This is a genomic window from Nocardia otitidiscaviarum NBRC 14405, from assembly GCF_000308635.1.
Classification (GTDB): Bacteria; Actinomycetota; Actinomycetes; order Mycobacteriales; family Mycobacteriaceae; genus Nocardia; species Nocardia otitidiscaviarum.
In genome coordinates this window covers 16,967-31,310 of sequence record NZ_BAGD01000115.1, presented here as the reverse complement: position 1 = coordinate 31,310, position 14,344 = coordinate 16,967, and the positions used below count along the sequence as shown (strand labels likewise).

At 70.6% G+C, this 14,344-nt stretch carries 14 protein-coding genes; 6 read left to right on the top strand and 8 right to left on the bottom strand.

The window, feature by feature from the left end; translation table 11 throughout:
- A partial coding sequence (locus ON31_RS26145; protein ID WP_039817434.1) for an alpha/beta hydrolase occupies nt 1–534 on the bottom strand: 534 nt, incomplete at its 3' end.
- 199 nt (nt 535–733) lie between these two features.
- Between ON31_RS26145 and ON31_RS26140 the strand changes: the two genes are divergently transcribed.
- Genes ON31_RS26140 through ON31_RS26130 form a run of 3 tightly spaced genes read left to right on the top strand, consistent with a single transcriptional unit; the run spans nt 734 to nt 2,356 of the window.
- Entirely contained in the window at nt 734–1,318 is a 585-nt protein-coding gene (locus ON31_RS26140) for a hypothetical protein (protein ID WP_147287224.1), read from the top strand.
- A complete protein-coding gene (locus ON31_RS26135) occupies nt 1,315–1,647 on the top strand; it encodes a transcriptional regulator (RefSeq protein ID WP_039817432.1) in 333 nt (110 codons plus the stop codon). Before ON31_RS26140 ends, ON31_RS26135 begins: the two co-directional genes overlap by 4 nt.
- A 49-nt stretch (nt 1,648–1,696) precedes the next feature.
- A complete protein-coding gene (locus ON31_RS26130) occupies nt 1,697–2,356 on the top strand; it encodes an NAD(P)H-binding protein (protein WP_039817430.1) in 660 nt (219 codons plus the stop codon).
- A gap of 144 nt (nt 2,357–2,500) precedes the next feature.
- Here ON31_RS26130 and ON31_RS26125 read toward each other — a convergent pair whose 3' ends face one another.
- The 4 genes from ON31_RS26125 to ON31_RS26110 form a co-directional block, all read right to left on the bottom strand.
- Nucleotides 2,501–4,603, bottom strand: a complete 2,103-nt coding sequence (locus ON31_RS26125) for an AMP-binding protein (protein ID WP_039817429.1) — start codon at nt 4,601–4,603, stop codon at nt 2,501–2,503.
- 104 nt (nt 4,604–4,707) lie between these two features.
- On the bottom strand, nt 4,708–5,412 hold the full coding sequence (locus tag ON31_RS26120; RefSeq protein ID WP_039817428.1) for a universal stress protein: 705 nt from the start codon (nt 5,410–5,412) through the stop codon (nt 4,708–4,710).
- Nucleotides 5,409–7,544 carry a glycosyl hydrolase family 65 domain-containing protein gene (locus ON31_RS34905; protein WP_051037761.1) on the bottom strand — a complete coding sequence of 712 codons (2,136 nt, stop codon included), beginning with the start codon at nt 7,542–7,544 and terminating at the stop codon, nt 5,409–5,411. Before ON31_RS34905 ends, ON31_RS26120 begins: the two co-directional genes overlap by 4 nt.
- Before the next feature lie 86 nt (nt 7,545–7,630).
- Nucleotides 7,631–8,197 carry a hypothetical protein gene (locus ON31_RS26110; RefSeq protein WP_039817426.1) on the bottom strand — a complete coding sequence of 189 codons (567 nt, stop codon included), beginning with the start codon at nt 8,195–8,197 and terminating at the stop codon, nt 7,631–7,633.
- A gap of 230 nt (nt 8,198–8,427) precedes the next feature.
- On the opposite strand from ON31_RS26110, the gene ON31_RS26105 reads away from it, so the two are divergent.
- Complete coding sequence (locus ON31_RS26105) at nt 8,428–8,688, top strand: hypothetical protein (RefSeq protein ID WP_039817425.1); 261 nt, start codon at nt 8,428–8,430, stop codon at nt 8,686–8,688.
- A gap of 355 nt (nt 8,689–9,043) precedes the next feature.
- The gene (locus ON31_RS26100; RefSeq protein ID WP_039817424.1) at nt 9,044–10,216 is read left to right on the top strand and encodes a Cmx/CmrA family chloramphenicol efflux MFS transporter; all 1,173 of its coding nucleotides are present in this window, start codon (nt 9,044–9,046) and stop codon (nt 10,214–10,216) included.
- 165 nt (nt 10,217–10,381) lie between these two features.
- Here ON31_RS26100 and ON31_RS26095 read toward each other — a convergent pair whose 3' ends face one another.
- Entirely contained in the window at nt 10,382–10,975 is a 594-nt protein-coding gene (locus tag ON31_RS26095; RefSeq protein ID WP_039817439.1) for a TetR/AcrR family transcriptional regulator, read from the bottom strand.
- 76 nt (nt 10,976–11,051) lie between these two features.
- On the opposite strand from ON31_RS26095, the gene ON31_RS26090 reads away from it, so the two are divergent.
- Nucleotides 11,052–11,642 carry a hypothetical protein gene (locus tag ON31_RS26090; protein ID WP_029932132.1) on the top strand — a complete coding sequence of 197 codons (591 nt, stop codon included), beginning with the start codon at nt 11,052–11,054 and terminating at the stop codon, nt 11,640–11,642.
- A gap of 15 nt (nt 11,643–11,657) precedes the next feature.
- Here ON31_RS26090 and ON31_RS26085 read toward each other — a convergent pair whose 3' ends face one another.
- Both ON31_RS26085 and ON31_RS38210 read right to left on the bottom strand, forming a co-directional pair.
- A complete protein-coding gene (locus ON31_RS26085; RefSeq protein WP_039817422.1) occupies nt 11,658–12,248 on the bottom strand; it encodes a PadR family transcriptional regulator in 591 nt (196 codons plus the stop codon).
- Nucleotides 12,249–12,270: 22 nt separating this feature from the next.
- Nucleotides 12,271–14,082 (bottom strand): PDR/VanB family oxidoreductase, encoded by a 1,812-nt coding sequence (locus tag ON31_RS38210; protein WP_255222261.1) that lies wholly within the window; start codon nt 14,080–14,082, stop codon nt 12,271–12,273.
- Nucleotides 14,083–14,344 lie beyond the last annotated feature (262 nt).

The following is a 14,344-nucleotide window of genomic DNA, read 5'->3' as shown; positions in this document are numbered from 1 at the left end:
CGGGTCGAGCGCTCGCAGCACCGGCGCGAGCGCGGCCGTGGCATCGATGCGCGCGGCCGCCCGCCGCGCCGCCGGATCGGCGGGGTCGAGCAGACAGGTGGCGACCACATGGGCGATCCCCCCGGTGCGCGCCGCGACCTCGTAGGCCAGCATGCCGCCCATACTCGCGCCGAACAGCAGCAGCGGGCGCTCGTCGCGATCCCGTTCGGCGACGACGAGATCACACAGCAATTCCACCCAGTCGCCGTAGCGCACCCCGGCCGGATCGGGTTCGACGGTGTCGCCGTAGAGCGGCAGATCCGGGGACAGCACCTCGATCCCGGCCCGTGCGGCCAGCGCCGTCAGCGGCCACAGCGCGGCCGAGTAGCCGCCCGCGCCGTGGATCACCAGGGCGCGCGCGGGCGATTCGGGCGCGTCCGCCCGGGCGATGTGCACGCGGCGACCGCGCCAGGACCACCAGGTGGAGGTCGGCGGCGGCAGGGGTTCGCGGCGGTAGTCGGCGGGGAGGAAGTGGGCGTATCGCTCGAAGTCCATACCTCCAGCGTCATCGGTGCGACGGCGGGCGACAACTCGCGTTCCGTCACTGCGCGGGAGCCAGCGAAATCGCGCTGACCTGCACTTGTTCCATCCGTCCGGACTGGAGGCCGGATGCTGCTCAGTTTTCCGGACGCCGCCGCGTCAAGGGGCCTCGCCACGCCTTGACCGACGTAACTTTGCGGCGCAAAGTGAATACATGAACTCTGCATCACAAAGTAATCCCGGTTCCGAGCAGGCCCGGCAACTGGTGGACGATATGGAACACCTCACCCGACGCGGCTGGAAGCTGGCCGCCCCCATGTGGTTCCCCATGCTGTGCATCGCCGTCACCACCCTCGCGTCGGTACCGGCCGCCATCCTGTTCGAGGGTACGAACGCCATGGGCTGGTACTGGGTCGTCGTCTCCCTCGCCGCCGCGCTCGCCTGCGGGTGGTACTTCTCCACCCGCCGAGTGCAGCTCCCGGATCTGCGGGGCGGCATCGTCATACTGGCCGCACTGGGTCTGCTGGTATCCACGCAAATGCTCGGCTGGTTCTACCGGGGTGAGTGGGCGCTGGTGGCCCCCTGGCTGGCCGTCGGCATCGGACTCGCCGTCTTCGCGGCGGCACTGCGGTCGCTCACCACGGCCGCGGTCGCCCTGGCCAGCATCGCGGTCGCGGTCGTCGTCGGCATCACCGAACCCGAACACGGCTACGCGCTGCTCGCCCTGGTGGTCGGTGTCACCGCCGTGCTGGCGGCCATGGTGGAACTGGTCCGCACCGATGCCGGTACCGCCGCATGAGCGACCCGCACCCCTCGCTCGACCTCGACGATGTGGTGCACCAGCGCACCCGGCTCGGCATCCTGGCCCTGTTGCGCTCCGGTGTCTCCATGGAATTCGGTGTGCTGCGGGACAATCTGCGCCTCACCGACGGCAATCTGAATCGGCATCTGAAGGTGCTCGAGCAGGCCGGGCTGATCACGGGCAACCGGGTCACCGGCCGCGGCCGACCCAAGACCTGGCTCGCCATCACCGCCGCGGGCCGCGACGCCCTGGATGCCGAACTCGCCACCCTGCGCGCCCTCATCGAGGCCACCGAACAGCCGGCGCCCGAGCAGGATGCGTCGTAGGCGCGTGGCCGACTGGTCTCCGCCGCACGACCACAGGCATGATCGGGATATGAAGGTTTTCCAGATCGGTGCGGCCGGGGGTGTCGGACGGCGGCTCGGGCGGCTGCTGACCGACCGCGGCGACGAGGTCAGCGGCATGTATCGCAATCCCGAACAGGTCGAGACCGTGCGGGAATCCGGCGCCGTGCCGGTACCGGGGGATCTCATCCACGATTCCGTCGACGAATTGGCGAAGAAGCTGGCAGGGCACGATGCCGTGGTGTTCTCGGCGGGGGCGCACGGCACCGGCATGGATCAGACCACCGCTATCGACGGCAAGGGCCTGGAGAAGGCCGCCGATGCCGCGGCGCTGGCCGGGGTGTCGCGATTCGTGCTGGTCTCGGTATTCCCGGAGGCGGGGCGAAATCGGGAAACCACCGAGGGTTTCGAGCACTACATGCGGGTCAAGAAGATCGCCGACGCCTATCTGACCCGCACCGACCTGAACTGGCTCATCGTCCGCCCGGGCACACTCATCGACTATCCCGGCACCGGCCGGGTCAACGCCGGGCTCGCCATCGAGTACGGCAGCGTGCGTCGCGACGACGTGGCCGCCTTCCTCGCCGCCGCCCTGCACGAACCACGCCTCGACCGGATGCTCGTCGAACTCACCGGCGGACAGACCCCGGTGCACGAGGCCGTGGCCCGCCTGGTGGCCGCGCCGTCCTAGGCCCACACGACACCCCCTCTCGGATGCCGGGACTGCCCACGCTCGACGCCGTGACTCGCCAGCGCCGGTTCGGCGGGTGAGCGTCTGAGCACGTCGGCATCGCGATAACCCAGCGCCGTGTGGGTGCTGCCCGGCCGCCGCACGTCATTCTCCGAGCCGGATCGCCTCGCCGGATGCCGCCGCGACGTCACCCTCCTCCGGTGTGATCAGCAGACGTTTGAGCACCTTGCCCGTCTCCCCGCGCGGCAGTCCGTCGAGGAAGGCCACATCGCGCGGTACCGAGACGCGGCCGAGGCGGTGGCGCAGGTAGCGGCGCACCATCTCCGAGTCCAGCCCGGCCCCGGCATTGCGCACCACGAACGCCGCCAGGCGCTGTCCGAAGTCCGGATCGGGCACACCCACCACCGCGACCTCGTTGACCTGGGGCAGCTGGGCGAGCGCCTCCTCCACCGGACGCGGGAAGACGTTCTCCCCGCCGGAGATGATCATCTCGTCCTCCCGGCCCGCGATGAACAGCCGCCCGCTCACATCCAGATAGCCGAGATCGCCCGTATCCAGCAGTCCGTCGTTCTCCTCGGGTGGCACGGCATTGACATAGCCGTCGAACAGCATCTGGTTGCCGACGAAGATGCGGCCGGTGACGCCCACCGGCACCGGCCGCCGATCGTCACCCAGTACCGCGATCTTCGTGCCCAGCGGCGGTCGCCCCGCCGTCATGGGAGAGATGCGCAGATCCTCCGGCGTGGCGATGGTCGCCCACGACACCTCGGTCGAACCGTAGATGTTGTAGAGGATGTCGCCGAAGGTGTCCAGGAAGCGCAGCACCGTCGAACCCGCCAGCGGCGCACCGCAACTGGCCACGACGCGCAGGCTGGAGGTGTCGTAGCGCGCCCGCACCGCGGTCGGCAGGTCGAGCAGCCGCTGCGCCATGGTCGGCACCACCAGCAGGGTGGTGACCCGGTGCTCGGCGACGAGGCGCAGGGTGTCCTCCGCGTCGAACCGCGCGGGCAGCACCACGGTGGCCCGCAGCGCCGCGCCGAGTTGCAGTCCGGACAGCCCCCAGGTGTGGAACAGCGGAGCCGGTATGAGCATGGTGTCGTTCATGCGCAGCGGAATGCGCGAGAGCAGGGCGGCGAGCGCGCCGAAACCCCGCGCGTTCGGTCGCCGCGCGCCCTTGGGCGCGCCGGTGGTGCCGGAGGTGAGCACCACCAGTCGGCCGGGCTGCGGCGGTTTGCGAAACCCCTTCGCCCCCAATTGGATCAGATCATCGATGGTGAGCCGTCCGGCCGTCGGCCGGTCGCCGTCCGTCGTCACCCGGGGGATGCCCTCGTGCAGGTACCCGACCAGCGATTCCAGCTCACCGTCGACGAACAGGGCCGAGAGCCGGTCGCGCTGCACGATCTCCTCGATCCGCCGCGCCGACAGTCCGGCATTGAGCAGCACCGTGTCCACGCCGAGTTTCCCGGCGGCGACCATGGTTTCGACCATCCCCGCGTGATTGCGCGCGAGCAGGCCGAGCGCGTCGCCGAAGCGCAGCCCGAGCGCGCCCATGGCGTGGGCCAATGCGTCACTGCGCCGGTCGATCTCGGCGTAGGTGCGGCTGCCGTGCCCGTCCACCACGGCGACGCGGTGCGGCGCGCGGGCGGCTCCGGCGGCGTAGGCGCCCGCGAGATTGAAGCCCCAGCGCGCGAGTCCACGCAGTTGCCGGACCACCACGTCGGGACGGCTCGGGCCGACCACGCCGGTTCCGAGCACCTGCCGGGCCACCCCGACCGCCCGCCGTACCCGCGAGTCCTCACCATTGACCGCGACCGAGGTCGCCTTCCCCCGCACGATATCGGCGGCACGCTCCAGTCCGGTTCGAATCCAGCGCACCACCACGGATTTCGGCAACTCCGCCAGCCGGGGATGCAGCCGCCCGACGGCGAAGCAGGTCACCGTCACTCGCGTGCGTACGTCGTCGCCGACCATCCGCACGGTCACGAAGCTGCCGCGGGCCGGACACTGCAATTCCAGGCTCTCGCCCGCGCGGCCCGCCCGCACCCGCACCTCGAGGATGGCGATACCGGTGTCCGGGGTGCCGATGCGGAAGAGCACCAGCGGATTTCCCTCGACCACGCCCACCTGTTCGCACGCCCCGATCCCGGGGTAGACGCGTGGATAGGTCTCGGGTTCGAGCAGCAGCGCCCACAGCGCATGCCTCGGAATCGCTATCTCAGCGGCCGCATCGAAGACATCGGTCACCACCGCAGCGCCACTCCTTGCCGGGCCCGCGCACACCAATCCGGTCGGGATCGCTCCGTTCTACCGATCCGCGCGGCTGCGGGGACTGGAATGCACCGGTTCCCGGTCTATTCACCAGTCGCGGCCGAATCGCTTATGACCGAGCACAATCGGGCCCGCACGGGGATCACCATCACCGGGACCGACGCCGCGTCGACCGCCGCGCGCACGGTGCGGGCGTGATCGGGAGCCAGACGCCGCGACCAGCCCAGGACGACCAGATCGGCCACCCGCGCCGCCACCTCGACCACATGTTCGCCGGGTTCACCGCTGCACAGGGTGATCTCGGGGTGCGGGTGCGGCACCAGGGGGCCGCAGAACCGCGCCCGGAATTCCGTCTCCCATGCCTCGCGGGCGTGCGCGGATTGATCCCAGCACGCCGGAACGGTGCGTTCGTCGAACACGTGCAGCAGGACGAGTTCGATTCCGGCGGTGTGGAACAGCCCGGCGGTCTCGGCGACCGCCCGCGCCGCCTCCTCGGTGCCGTCGAGCGGCAGCAGCACACGTTCGATGGACCCGGGCGTGCCGCCGGGCCGCGGTGTCACCACGGCGGGGACCAGAACCAGGGGATCGCGCGCGTGTTGGAGCAGCCACCAGACGTCGTCGTCGAATCCGACGACGCCCATCAGCACGTCGGGATCGTCCAGGGCGTCGAGGAATTCGGCGTCCGAGGCGTCCTTCGGCGTGTACCGGGTGCCCAGTCGCAGGGATCGGGCCAGGTCGGCCGCGATCACCTCGGTGGTGGGCGCGGGCCGGACCAGGATATCGGTCATGGGGTCTCCTCATCGGTGGGCCACCAGGCCGCGCCGACGACGGGGTGTGCGGCGCGGTCGCCGACCGCCACGGTCACCGGGCCGTCGCTGTGCACGCCGACCCCGGTGTGGGTGATGTCGAGCCGGATGCGGCGGCCCAGGCAGTGGAAGGCCAGCCGCAGCCGCGGCCAGCGGTCCGGCAGCACCGGCCGCACCCGCAGCACGCCGTCACGCACCCGGACCCCGGCGAAGCCGGTCAGTATCGCCTGCCAGACTCCGGCCACGGTGGCCATGTGCAGGCCCACCGCGGTGCTGCCGGTGCGATCGTCGAGATCGAGCCGCAGCGCCGCACGCAGCATCTCCAGCGCGGCGTCGGCACGTCCGGCGCGTGCCAGCAGCGCGGCCATGGCGGCGGGTGACAGCGAGGAGCCGTGCGCGGTACGCGGACCGTAGAAGTCGAGGTTGACCGGCAGCGAACCGGGCACGGTCTCCTCGGGCACCAGGTGGTGCAGCATCAGCACGTCGGGCTGTTTGATCAACTGCGAGCCCGTCACCCGACGCTGCCCGAACAGGACGTCCACCGCCACCGGCGGCCGGGCGCCGACGTCGGCCATGGTGAGCGGTTCCAGCTCGAAGTATCCGGCGAACTGCTCGTAGCGGCCGTCCGGGTGCGCCTGGTCCACGATGTGCTCGGCCAACTCCCGCCAGCGCGCGAATTCCGCTGCCTCCTCGGTGTTGCGGGGATGGAGGCGGGCGGCGCGACGCAGATTCCAGCGAGCCATGACATTGGTGTAGGCGTTGTCGTCGACCGTTTCGTGGTACTCGTCCGGGCCGATCACGCGGTCGATGTGGCCGCGACCGTCCGCGTCCACCCGCACCCGCGCGGCCCAGTAGGCGGCGGTCTCGGTGAGCAACTCACGCGCGGTGGTGTGCGCGAAATCGGGACGCCCGCACCATTCGGCGAAATGATCCACCGCCCAGGCCACGTCGGCGGTGATGTGCTCCTCGAGGTCGCCGGTGAGAATGGGAACCTCGGTGCCGCCGAGGAATCCGCTGCGCGGGGTGACGTCGAAGCCGTCGGCGGCCGACTCCCAGGGGAAGCGCGCACCGACGCGGCCGTCGGCGCGGGCGCGGGCACGCGCGCCCGGCAGCCGCCGCAGCCGGTAGGCGATCATGGCCTCGGCGGCGGCGGGATCGATACTCGCCATGGCGGGCAGCACGAAGGCGTCGGCGTCCCAGAACACGTGGCCGCGATAACCGGAACCGGAGATGCCGCGCGCGCCCACCGCGGATTCGCCGTGCGCGCCCGCGTTGTTCCAGAGTTGGAAGAGCGCGAAGCGCACGCCCAGTTCGACTTCCGGATCGTCGGGCAGTTCGATGCCGACGGCGGACCAGCGCCGCGCCCACACCCGGCGGTGCTGCGTGAGCAGCTCGTCCACCCCCGCCTCCCAGGCGTGGCGCAGCTCGCGCAGGGCGCGGCTCGCGCCGCCACCGTCGGCATCGGTGGCGCAGGCGGTGATGCGGTCCAGGCGCGCGGTGCCGTCGGCCGCGGTGAGCCGCTGGGAGGCCGCCGCGGCGATACCACCGCCGGTGTCATCGGATTCGACTCGCAGACAGCGCGTTTCGGCACCAGGATGGGGTGATACAGCGGCGAGTTCGGTATGCCGCACCCCGGACTCCGGCGGCGGTGGATGCAACGGCGGGCCGGGGTCCAGCCGCCCGGCGTCCGCCTCGACGCGCAGCACGTGCAGACCGGGCCGATCGGCACACGCGAAGCGGAGACTGCGAAAGTCTTGTCCCCCCGCAGTTTCAGTGTGGTGCAGGACGCCGGAATACAGGTCGAGGTAGCGCCGACCGCCCGCTACCGGAGGGTCGACGCCGAGGACCGTCCAGCGCGGCCCCTCCAGCAGATGCTGCTCGGGACCGGTTCCCGCGTACACCCCCTGGGCGAGAATGCCGGGCGCCGCCTCGATATCGGCGTCCTCCGGCGCGCCGCGCGCCGCGATACCGCCCTCGGCGACGGTGAATACCGCCGCATCGGCGACCTCCGGGCGGTTCGCCTGCTGCGGTACCGTCCATCGCCGCGGATCATGGGCGCGCTCGACGGCATCGTCGTCGGGTGTCGCGTCCGGAGCTATGTCGAACAACCCCATTGTCGTTCATCTCCCTCGTCTTTCCTGCCCCGAAGCGGGCCATACCTCTACGATCCGCCACCCGGTCGCCCGGTGCCACCCCCTGGTTACGACAGTGCGCGATAGGGGCCGCGGGTGGCCAGTGGGCGGTAGGTGGGCCGATGCGTACGCCGGTCGATGAACGGCGAGGCGTCGCAGAACCGCTGCGGGAGTGGTGGGGTGACACAGCGCTCCACCACAATGGGCTTGCTGGACAGTGGCTCCGCCGCCCCGGCGGACGGCATGGTATACGGGTACCGCAGCGTGCTGAACTGAAATACCAAGCAGCACAGTGCAATCAGTGCCCCGACCAGCCACGCGAAGGCGCCGGAGAGGCCGATCTGCTTGAACCACACCGCAATACCGGCGGACAGCAGTGCGCCGACGGGAGCGGCCGCGCTCCACAACAGCCGGGCGGGCACGGTCCGTGCGGCGAGCACGCAGCCCACCCCCAGCCACCACGGCGGGCAGAGCGCGACAGCGGCCACGCCGTGCAGCGGGGCGGTGAGCACCTGGAGCGTGCCGGGGTCCGGATGTCGCAACCAGCCGTCCACCACCGCGTTCGCGATCGAATAGGGTACGGCGACCGACAGTGCGGCGATCGCTGTCCAGCTGGTCCAGACCTTCGAATCCATGGGTGCTCCTCTGGCAGGGGGACGCGCCGGGATGAACGCCGACGTCCGCCCCGACCGGCGAGTCGACCGGGGTGCCGACCGTCTCTTCAGCTCTATCGCACCCGTCGCCACGAATGTTGCCTGTCGGGTAACCGGGCACCGATGTGTCGTCCGCCACCGGCCGTGGCGCACCCGCGCCAACCGTTCTCTCCCCCATGGCCCGCGCCCCTCTCCAGGGTTAGTGTCGGACCATGGTGCGCACCGCTCTGGCCGCGGCGAATCCCGACGAACCGGATTCCAGCACGTCCACCACCCGCCCCCACCTGGGCGTCGTCCCCGGCACCCCCGATCCGGGCGATCTGGACGCCGACCGTTTCGCCCACCTGGTCTTCACCGCGGCGGACGCACAGCGCCTGCCCGCCTCCGCTCGGCACCGCATCGCGGCCTACATCCACCTCCAACTGGCCACGCTGGAGGAATTCGGCGACACCGCCGACTCCACCGAGCCCTGACCCGAAACCATTACCGCGACCGGTGTCTCGTTCCGCACAGCACGGACGCGGTAGCGACACCCGCTAGCCGCCGGACCGGGTGGCATCGACCGCGCCCCGGATCCTCTCCGGGGCCGCGGAGCGCAAATCGGTTGGTGCACAGCACTCGCGTTGTTACGGTGTGCGACGTGAGTTCCCCGGAGGCGTCCAGACGATAGCCGACCGGCCCACGGGTCGGTCGGCGTGGCGAGTGCAGGTCCGCCGGTCCGTGAGCGACCGGTGGTCAGAGTTGCGTCGCGACGCCGGATGTGTTGTTCCACAACCATCTCAGGCGCCGTCCACGCGACCGCGCCTCGAATACGGGGAGTCTGCTCTCATGCCCTTCGTGGTGTACGTTCTCGCCGCCGCGGTTTTCGCGCAGGGAACGTCGGAGTTCATGCTGTCGGGGCTGCTGCCCCGCATCGCGCCGGATCTCGGGGTCTCACTCGGCGCCGCCGGGTTGCTCACCTCGCTGTTCGCCGCGGGAATGGTGCTCGGTGCGCCCACCATGGCCATGGTGGCGAGCCGCCTGCCGGTCGGGATCGCGGTCACCGCATTCCTCGGCCTGTTCGGCGCCGTCCACGTGGTCGGCGCTACGACAACGGATTTCGGAGTACTGCTGGCGACACGGGTGTTCGCCGCGATCGCGAACGCCGGATTCCTGGCGATCGTGCTGGCCGCGCTGCCACGCTGGGTCGGTCCGGCGCTGGTGGGTCGTGCGACCGCGGTCGTGGTCTCAGGGGTGACGGTGGCCTGCATTGTCGGGGTGCCCGCGGGGACGCTGCTCGGACAGCTGTGGGGATGGCGGTCCGCCTTCTGGGCCGTCGCGGCCGTCAGCGCGCTGCTGCTGGTGCCGGTGTGGGCGCTCGTTCCGCGTGGCGGCGACGAATCGGCCGCACCGCGAACGGCGGTGCGACGCGAGTGGGCGGTGGTCGCCGACCGCCGGGTGGTCCGTGCCGGGCTGATCGCGATCCTGGTCAATGCCGCGACCTTCGCCGCCTTCACCTACCTCGGCACCATCACCGCCGATGTCGGTGTGGATCCGTACTGGGTGCCGGTGGTGCTGGCGTTGTTCGGCGTCGGCTCCTTCGCCGGGGTGACGGTCGCGGGGCGGTACAGCGACCGGTACCGCGACCGGATCGTCACCGGCGGCACCGGCGCGCTCATCGCCGTCTGGGCGGTCACCGCTCTGACCGCGCATACACTCATCGGGCTGACGGTCATGGCGGCGGTGGCGGGCGCGCTCGCCTTCGGCGTCGGATCGACGCTGATCGCCACGATCGTGGGGACGGCCGCACCGGCCGCGCCCCGTATCGCGGGTGCGCTGGCGACCACCGCCTTCAATCTCGGTGCGGTACTCGGTCCGGTGGCCGCCGGAGTGCTCGTGGACGCCACGCGGCGACCGGTGGCGGCGCTGTGGTGCGGCGCGCTGCTCGTCGGCATCGCCGCGAGCGTGCTCGTACTCGGTCGCCGCGACACCGCGGCGGAGGTGTCCACCGCGCCACGCTGAGCGCCGCTGTCCGTCGACATCCGTCCGTGCCCGTCCGTATCACCCGGATGTCGACGGCACGGAGGCGTCGGCGGTCCGCCCTCTCGCGACACCGCGGAGTCGCCGACTCATCGCGGAGTCGCTGGTTCGGGCACCAGCGGCTCCGCACGTCGGCGGCTCCGAGCGTCAACGCCTCGGTCCCGCAAGGTCTTTCAGATAGGCGCGCAGGGTGGCTTCGATGCGTGCGGCGTCGGTGGGGGTGACGAGTTCGTGCAGGGCGATGCCGTCGATGTACGCGTGCATGCGGGCGGCCTCGGTGTCGGGGTCGCGGGTGGCGTGCAGGTGGCCGGTCTCGGCGAGGTGGTGGCACAGCTGGCGGCAGAGGGTGGCGATGGCGCGCTGGGATCGCTCGGCGAGTTCGGCGAGACGCGGATGGGCCGGGGATTCGGCGATGAGCGCGACATTGACGCGCATCTCGGTGCGGCGTGTGTCGTCGGCGGGCAGCAGTTCGAGCAGCATGGCGGTGACCATGTCCACGGGGTCGGTCACGCCCGCGTGGGCGCGCACCCGCCGCTCGGCGTTGGTGTGGACCAACTCCATCGAGTAGGCGAGCAGATCGGCCTTGGTGGGGAAGCTGTGCCGCAGCGATCCGAGCACGATGCCCGCCTCCGCGGCGACCGTGCGCAGGGATACGGCACTGACGCCGCTGTCCACGATGAGCCGCCAGACGGCGGCGGCCACCTCGGCTCTGCGCTGGTTCTGGTCGATGGTCTTCGGCACGGATTCCATATTAGCTCAACTGTGCTAGATTGGAGTCCTGTTCTAGCACAGTTGAGCTAATACGAGGGGTCGCACGATGTTCGAACTACTGGGGGAACACCCCATCGCCGGAGTCATCCTGGCCTGCGAGGTGGGCCTGTGGGTGCTGCTCGGACTGGGCTTGGCGCTGCGCTATCTCGCGCGCCTGCGGCGGCTGAGTACCGCTGTGCTGCTGGGCATTCCGCTGCTGGATGTGGTGCTGGTGGTCGCCACCGCCATCGATCTGCACCGCGGCGCGGTCGCCGATGCCACCCACGGGCTGGCCGGTGTCTACCTCGGCTTCTCGGTGGCCTTCGGTCCGACGCTGGTGCGCTGGGCCGACGCCCGCTTCGCCCACCGCTTCGCGGGCGGCCCGCCACCGGTGCGGGCACCGAAATCCGGCCCGGCCCGCCGCCGATACCTCTGGCAGGAGTGGCTGCGGGTGGTGAACGCCGCGACCATCAGCTCCGCGACCCTGGGGCTCCTCGTCCTGTTCATCGCCTCGCCGGAGCAGGATCAGACCCTGATGTGGTGGATCGGCCGCGTCTGGGTGGTCGCCGGGCTGTGGTTCGTCTTCGGCCCACTGTGGGAATCCGGGCGCGGACACCGGGAACCGACCGATCGAGATCGGGTCGGCAGCAACGCCTGAACCCGCGCGACACCGTCAGCGTTCGTGCAGATCGTGCCAGAACTCGCCCAGCGAACGGGAGTCGCGGCGCAGGTGCTCGTCGAAGCGGGTGATGAAGCGGAGTTCGGCCTCGATGAGTTCCAGACGGTAGTCGCATTCGATGAGGAAGATGGGATCGACGTCCTCGGCCGCCCGCACGGTGGTTCGCAGTTCGGCGGCCGCGTCGGCCAACGCGCGACGGCGACGGTCGAGAAGCTCGGGGAGTTCGTCCGGCGGCAGCACGACGATCAGCGAGAGCGCCGCCTGGAAATGCGAATACTCCTTGGCGGGCACGGCCACCAGCTCCCGCATCCGCTCCCGCAGCGCGACCCGCCCGGTCTCGGTGTGCCGGTAGACGGTGCGTTCGGGCCGCTGGCCCTGCCGTTCGGTGCGCTGGGCTTCGACATAGCCGGCGCGAACCAGCTGTTCGACGACCATGTACACCGAGGCGTGCTTGTAGTCCATGCTGCGGGCGGCATTGCGATCCTTCAGCAGTTTGCCCAATTCATAAGGATGCATGGGCCTTTCGAGGAGGTACGCGAGCACGGTCAGGGCGAGCCAGTTGCGCAGCGGATCCCGGTTCGCCACCCGGTACCTCCTCTCGCCCGTCCTAGATGTCGAGCACGATGCGCTGCCCGTGCGCTCGCGATACGCAGGGGTAGATGATATCGGTGCGCTGGCGTTCGCCGGGGCCGAGCACATCGTCGCGATGGTCCGGCCGTCCGGCCAGCACCCGGGTGACGCAGCTGCCACAGACGCCGTCCTCACACGACAGGTCGACCGCCGGATCGACATCCCGCAGGACCGAGAGCAGCGTCCGATCCTCCGGCACCCGCACCACCACTCCCGTGCGGCGCAGTTCGGCGTCGAAGGCCGTGTTCTCGACGCCGTCGCGCGCACTGGCCGCGAAGCGCTCCAGGTGGAGTGAGCCGTGCGGGCAGACCACCGCCATGGTCGCGGTGACGGCGTCGAGCAGTTCGGTGGGGCCGCAGCAGTACACCGCGACTCCGGGCGCGGCCTCCCGCAGCAGTGCCGCGATATCCGGGCGAGCCCTGGTGTCGGCGGGCAGTAGCGTCACCCGCTCCGGGTACCGGTGCCGCAACTCCTGCGCGAACGCCATGGTCGCCAGGGAACGACCGCGATACACCAGTCGCCAGTCCGCGCCCCGGGCCTGCAGGCGCCGGATCATGGGCAGGAAGGGGGTGATCCCGATACCACCCGCGACGAACAGATAGGACACAGCGTCGACGAGCGGAAAGTTGTTGCGCGGTCCACGGATTCCGACGCGGTCGCCGACACGCAGTTGGTGGATCTCGAGCGAACCGCCCCGGCCTCGCGGTTCCTTCAGCACCGCGATGCGATAGCACCCGGCGTCGGCGGGGTCGCCGTGCAGCGAGAACTGCCGCACCCGCCCCGACGGCAGCACCACGTCGATATGAGCGCCGGGCTCCCAGGGCGGCAGCCCATCGTCATCCGCGGCGCGCAGCGTGAGGTCGACGGTGCCGTCCGCGACCATCCGGGTCCCGGTCACCACGGCCGCGTGCGCAGGCTGCCCAACTCGTTTGCCCGTCACCGACTTCCGACCCCATCGTGTGGTGCCGCCCGGCTTGTACAGCGACAGCAGCACCGCGCCGATCAGACTCACGGCCGACGCGGCGAACCCCCACAGCGCCACATCGGCCGCCGCGGTGAGATCCGCCGGGGTACCGCCGATGTCGGCCAGCACCGCGGCCTGCGCCGCCGCGGTCTCCAGGGCGTTGTGCAGGAATCCGAACGCCATCACCAGGATCGCGACCGCGATCACGAGTTTGGCCGCCAGCCAGTAGTACCGGACCAAACCCCACGGTGTGGTGATCCCCAGGGCGAGACCGGTGAGGAAGGTGGCGAAATTGCACCAGGGCAGCAGGGTGATGTCGAAGGCGGCCATCAATTCGTAGGCCACCCGGCTGGTTTCGATATCGGCCGCCGTCAGCGCGACGAAGGCCATGGCCGAGATCGCCACCGCGACACCGACCCAGCACGCCGCGGCGATCACGTGCGCGGCCACCAGCGCCTTGCGGGTGCGCGGGCGCACCCGACCCGCCAGCAGCGCCAGCGCGGGCACCACCAGCCAGGTGCCGAACATGGCGATCAGATCGCCCACCGCGAATGCCTGCGCCAGCGCGAGAACCACCAGCGACCAGCCGAGCGCGAGCGTCACCGGCCGCGGCGGCGCGGGCCGCACGGTGAGCCACAGCGCCAGCCCCGCGCTCAGCACGGCGAGCACCACCCACAGCGGGCGATGCACCGTCGGCAGGTAGGGCGGGAATACCGGCGGCACCACCAGCGCGAGCAGGGCGGCGCAGCAGAAGGCGATCAGCAGCGCACGGGCGGGCCGCGCCGCGGCCGCGGTGCGGGGCTCGGCGGATGTTCCGACCGACATCGGGTACCTCGTTCCTGGATCAGTCGATATCGACTATTCGAGTATGCGAGCGACGCCCGCGCGCCACATCCGGGATCACCCTGACTTCACACCCCCCACCCACAGGGCGATGAAGCCGGAATAGCCATGAGCTATCGAGGCTAGAGATCGTTCCCGGTTCGGCGAATGGCTACGGATCGGCAACCCTCGACCGTCCCGGCCTGCGAAGAAAGCGGGTGAGTGCGCACGGCTGGGCAACCTGTGGTCTGATATGTCCCCGAAT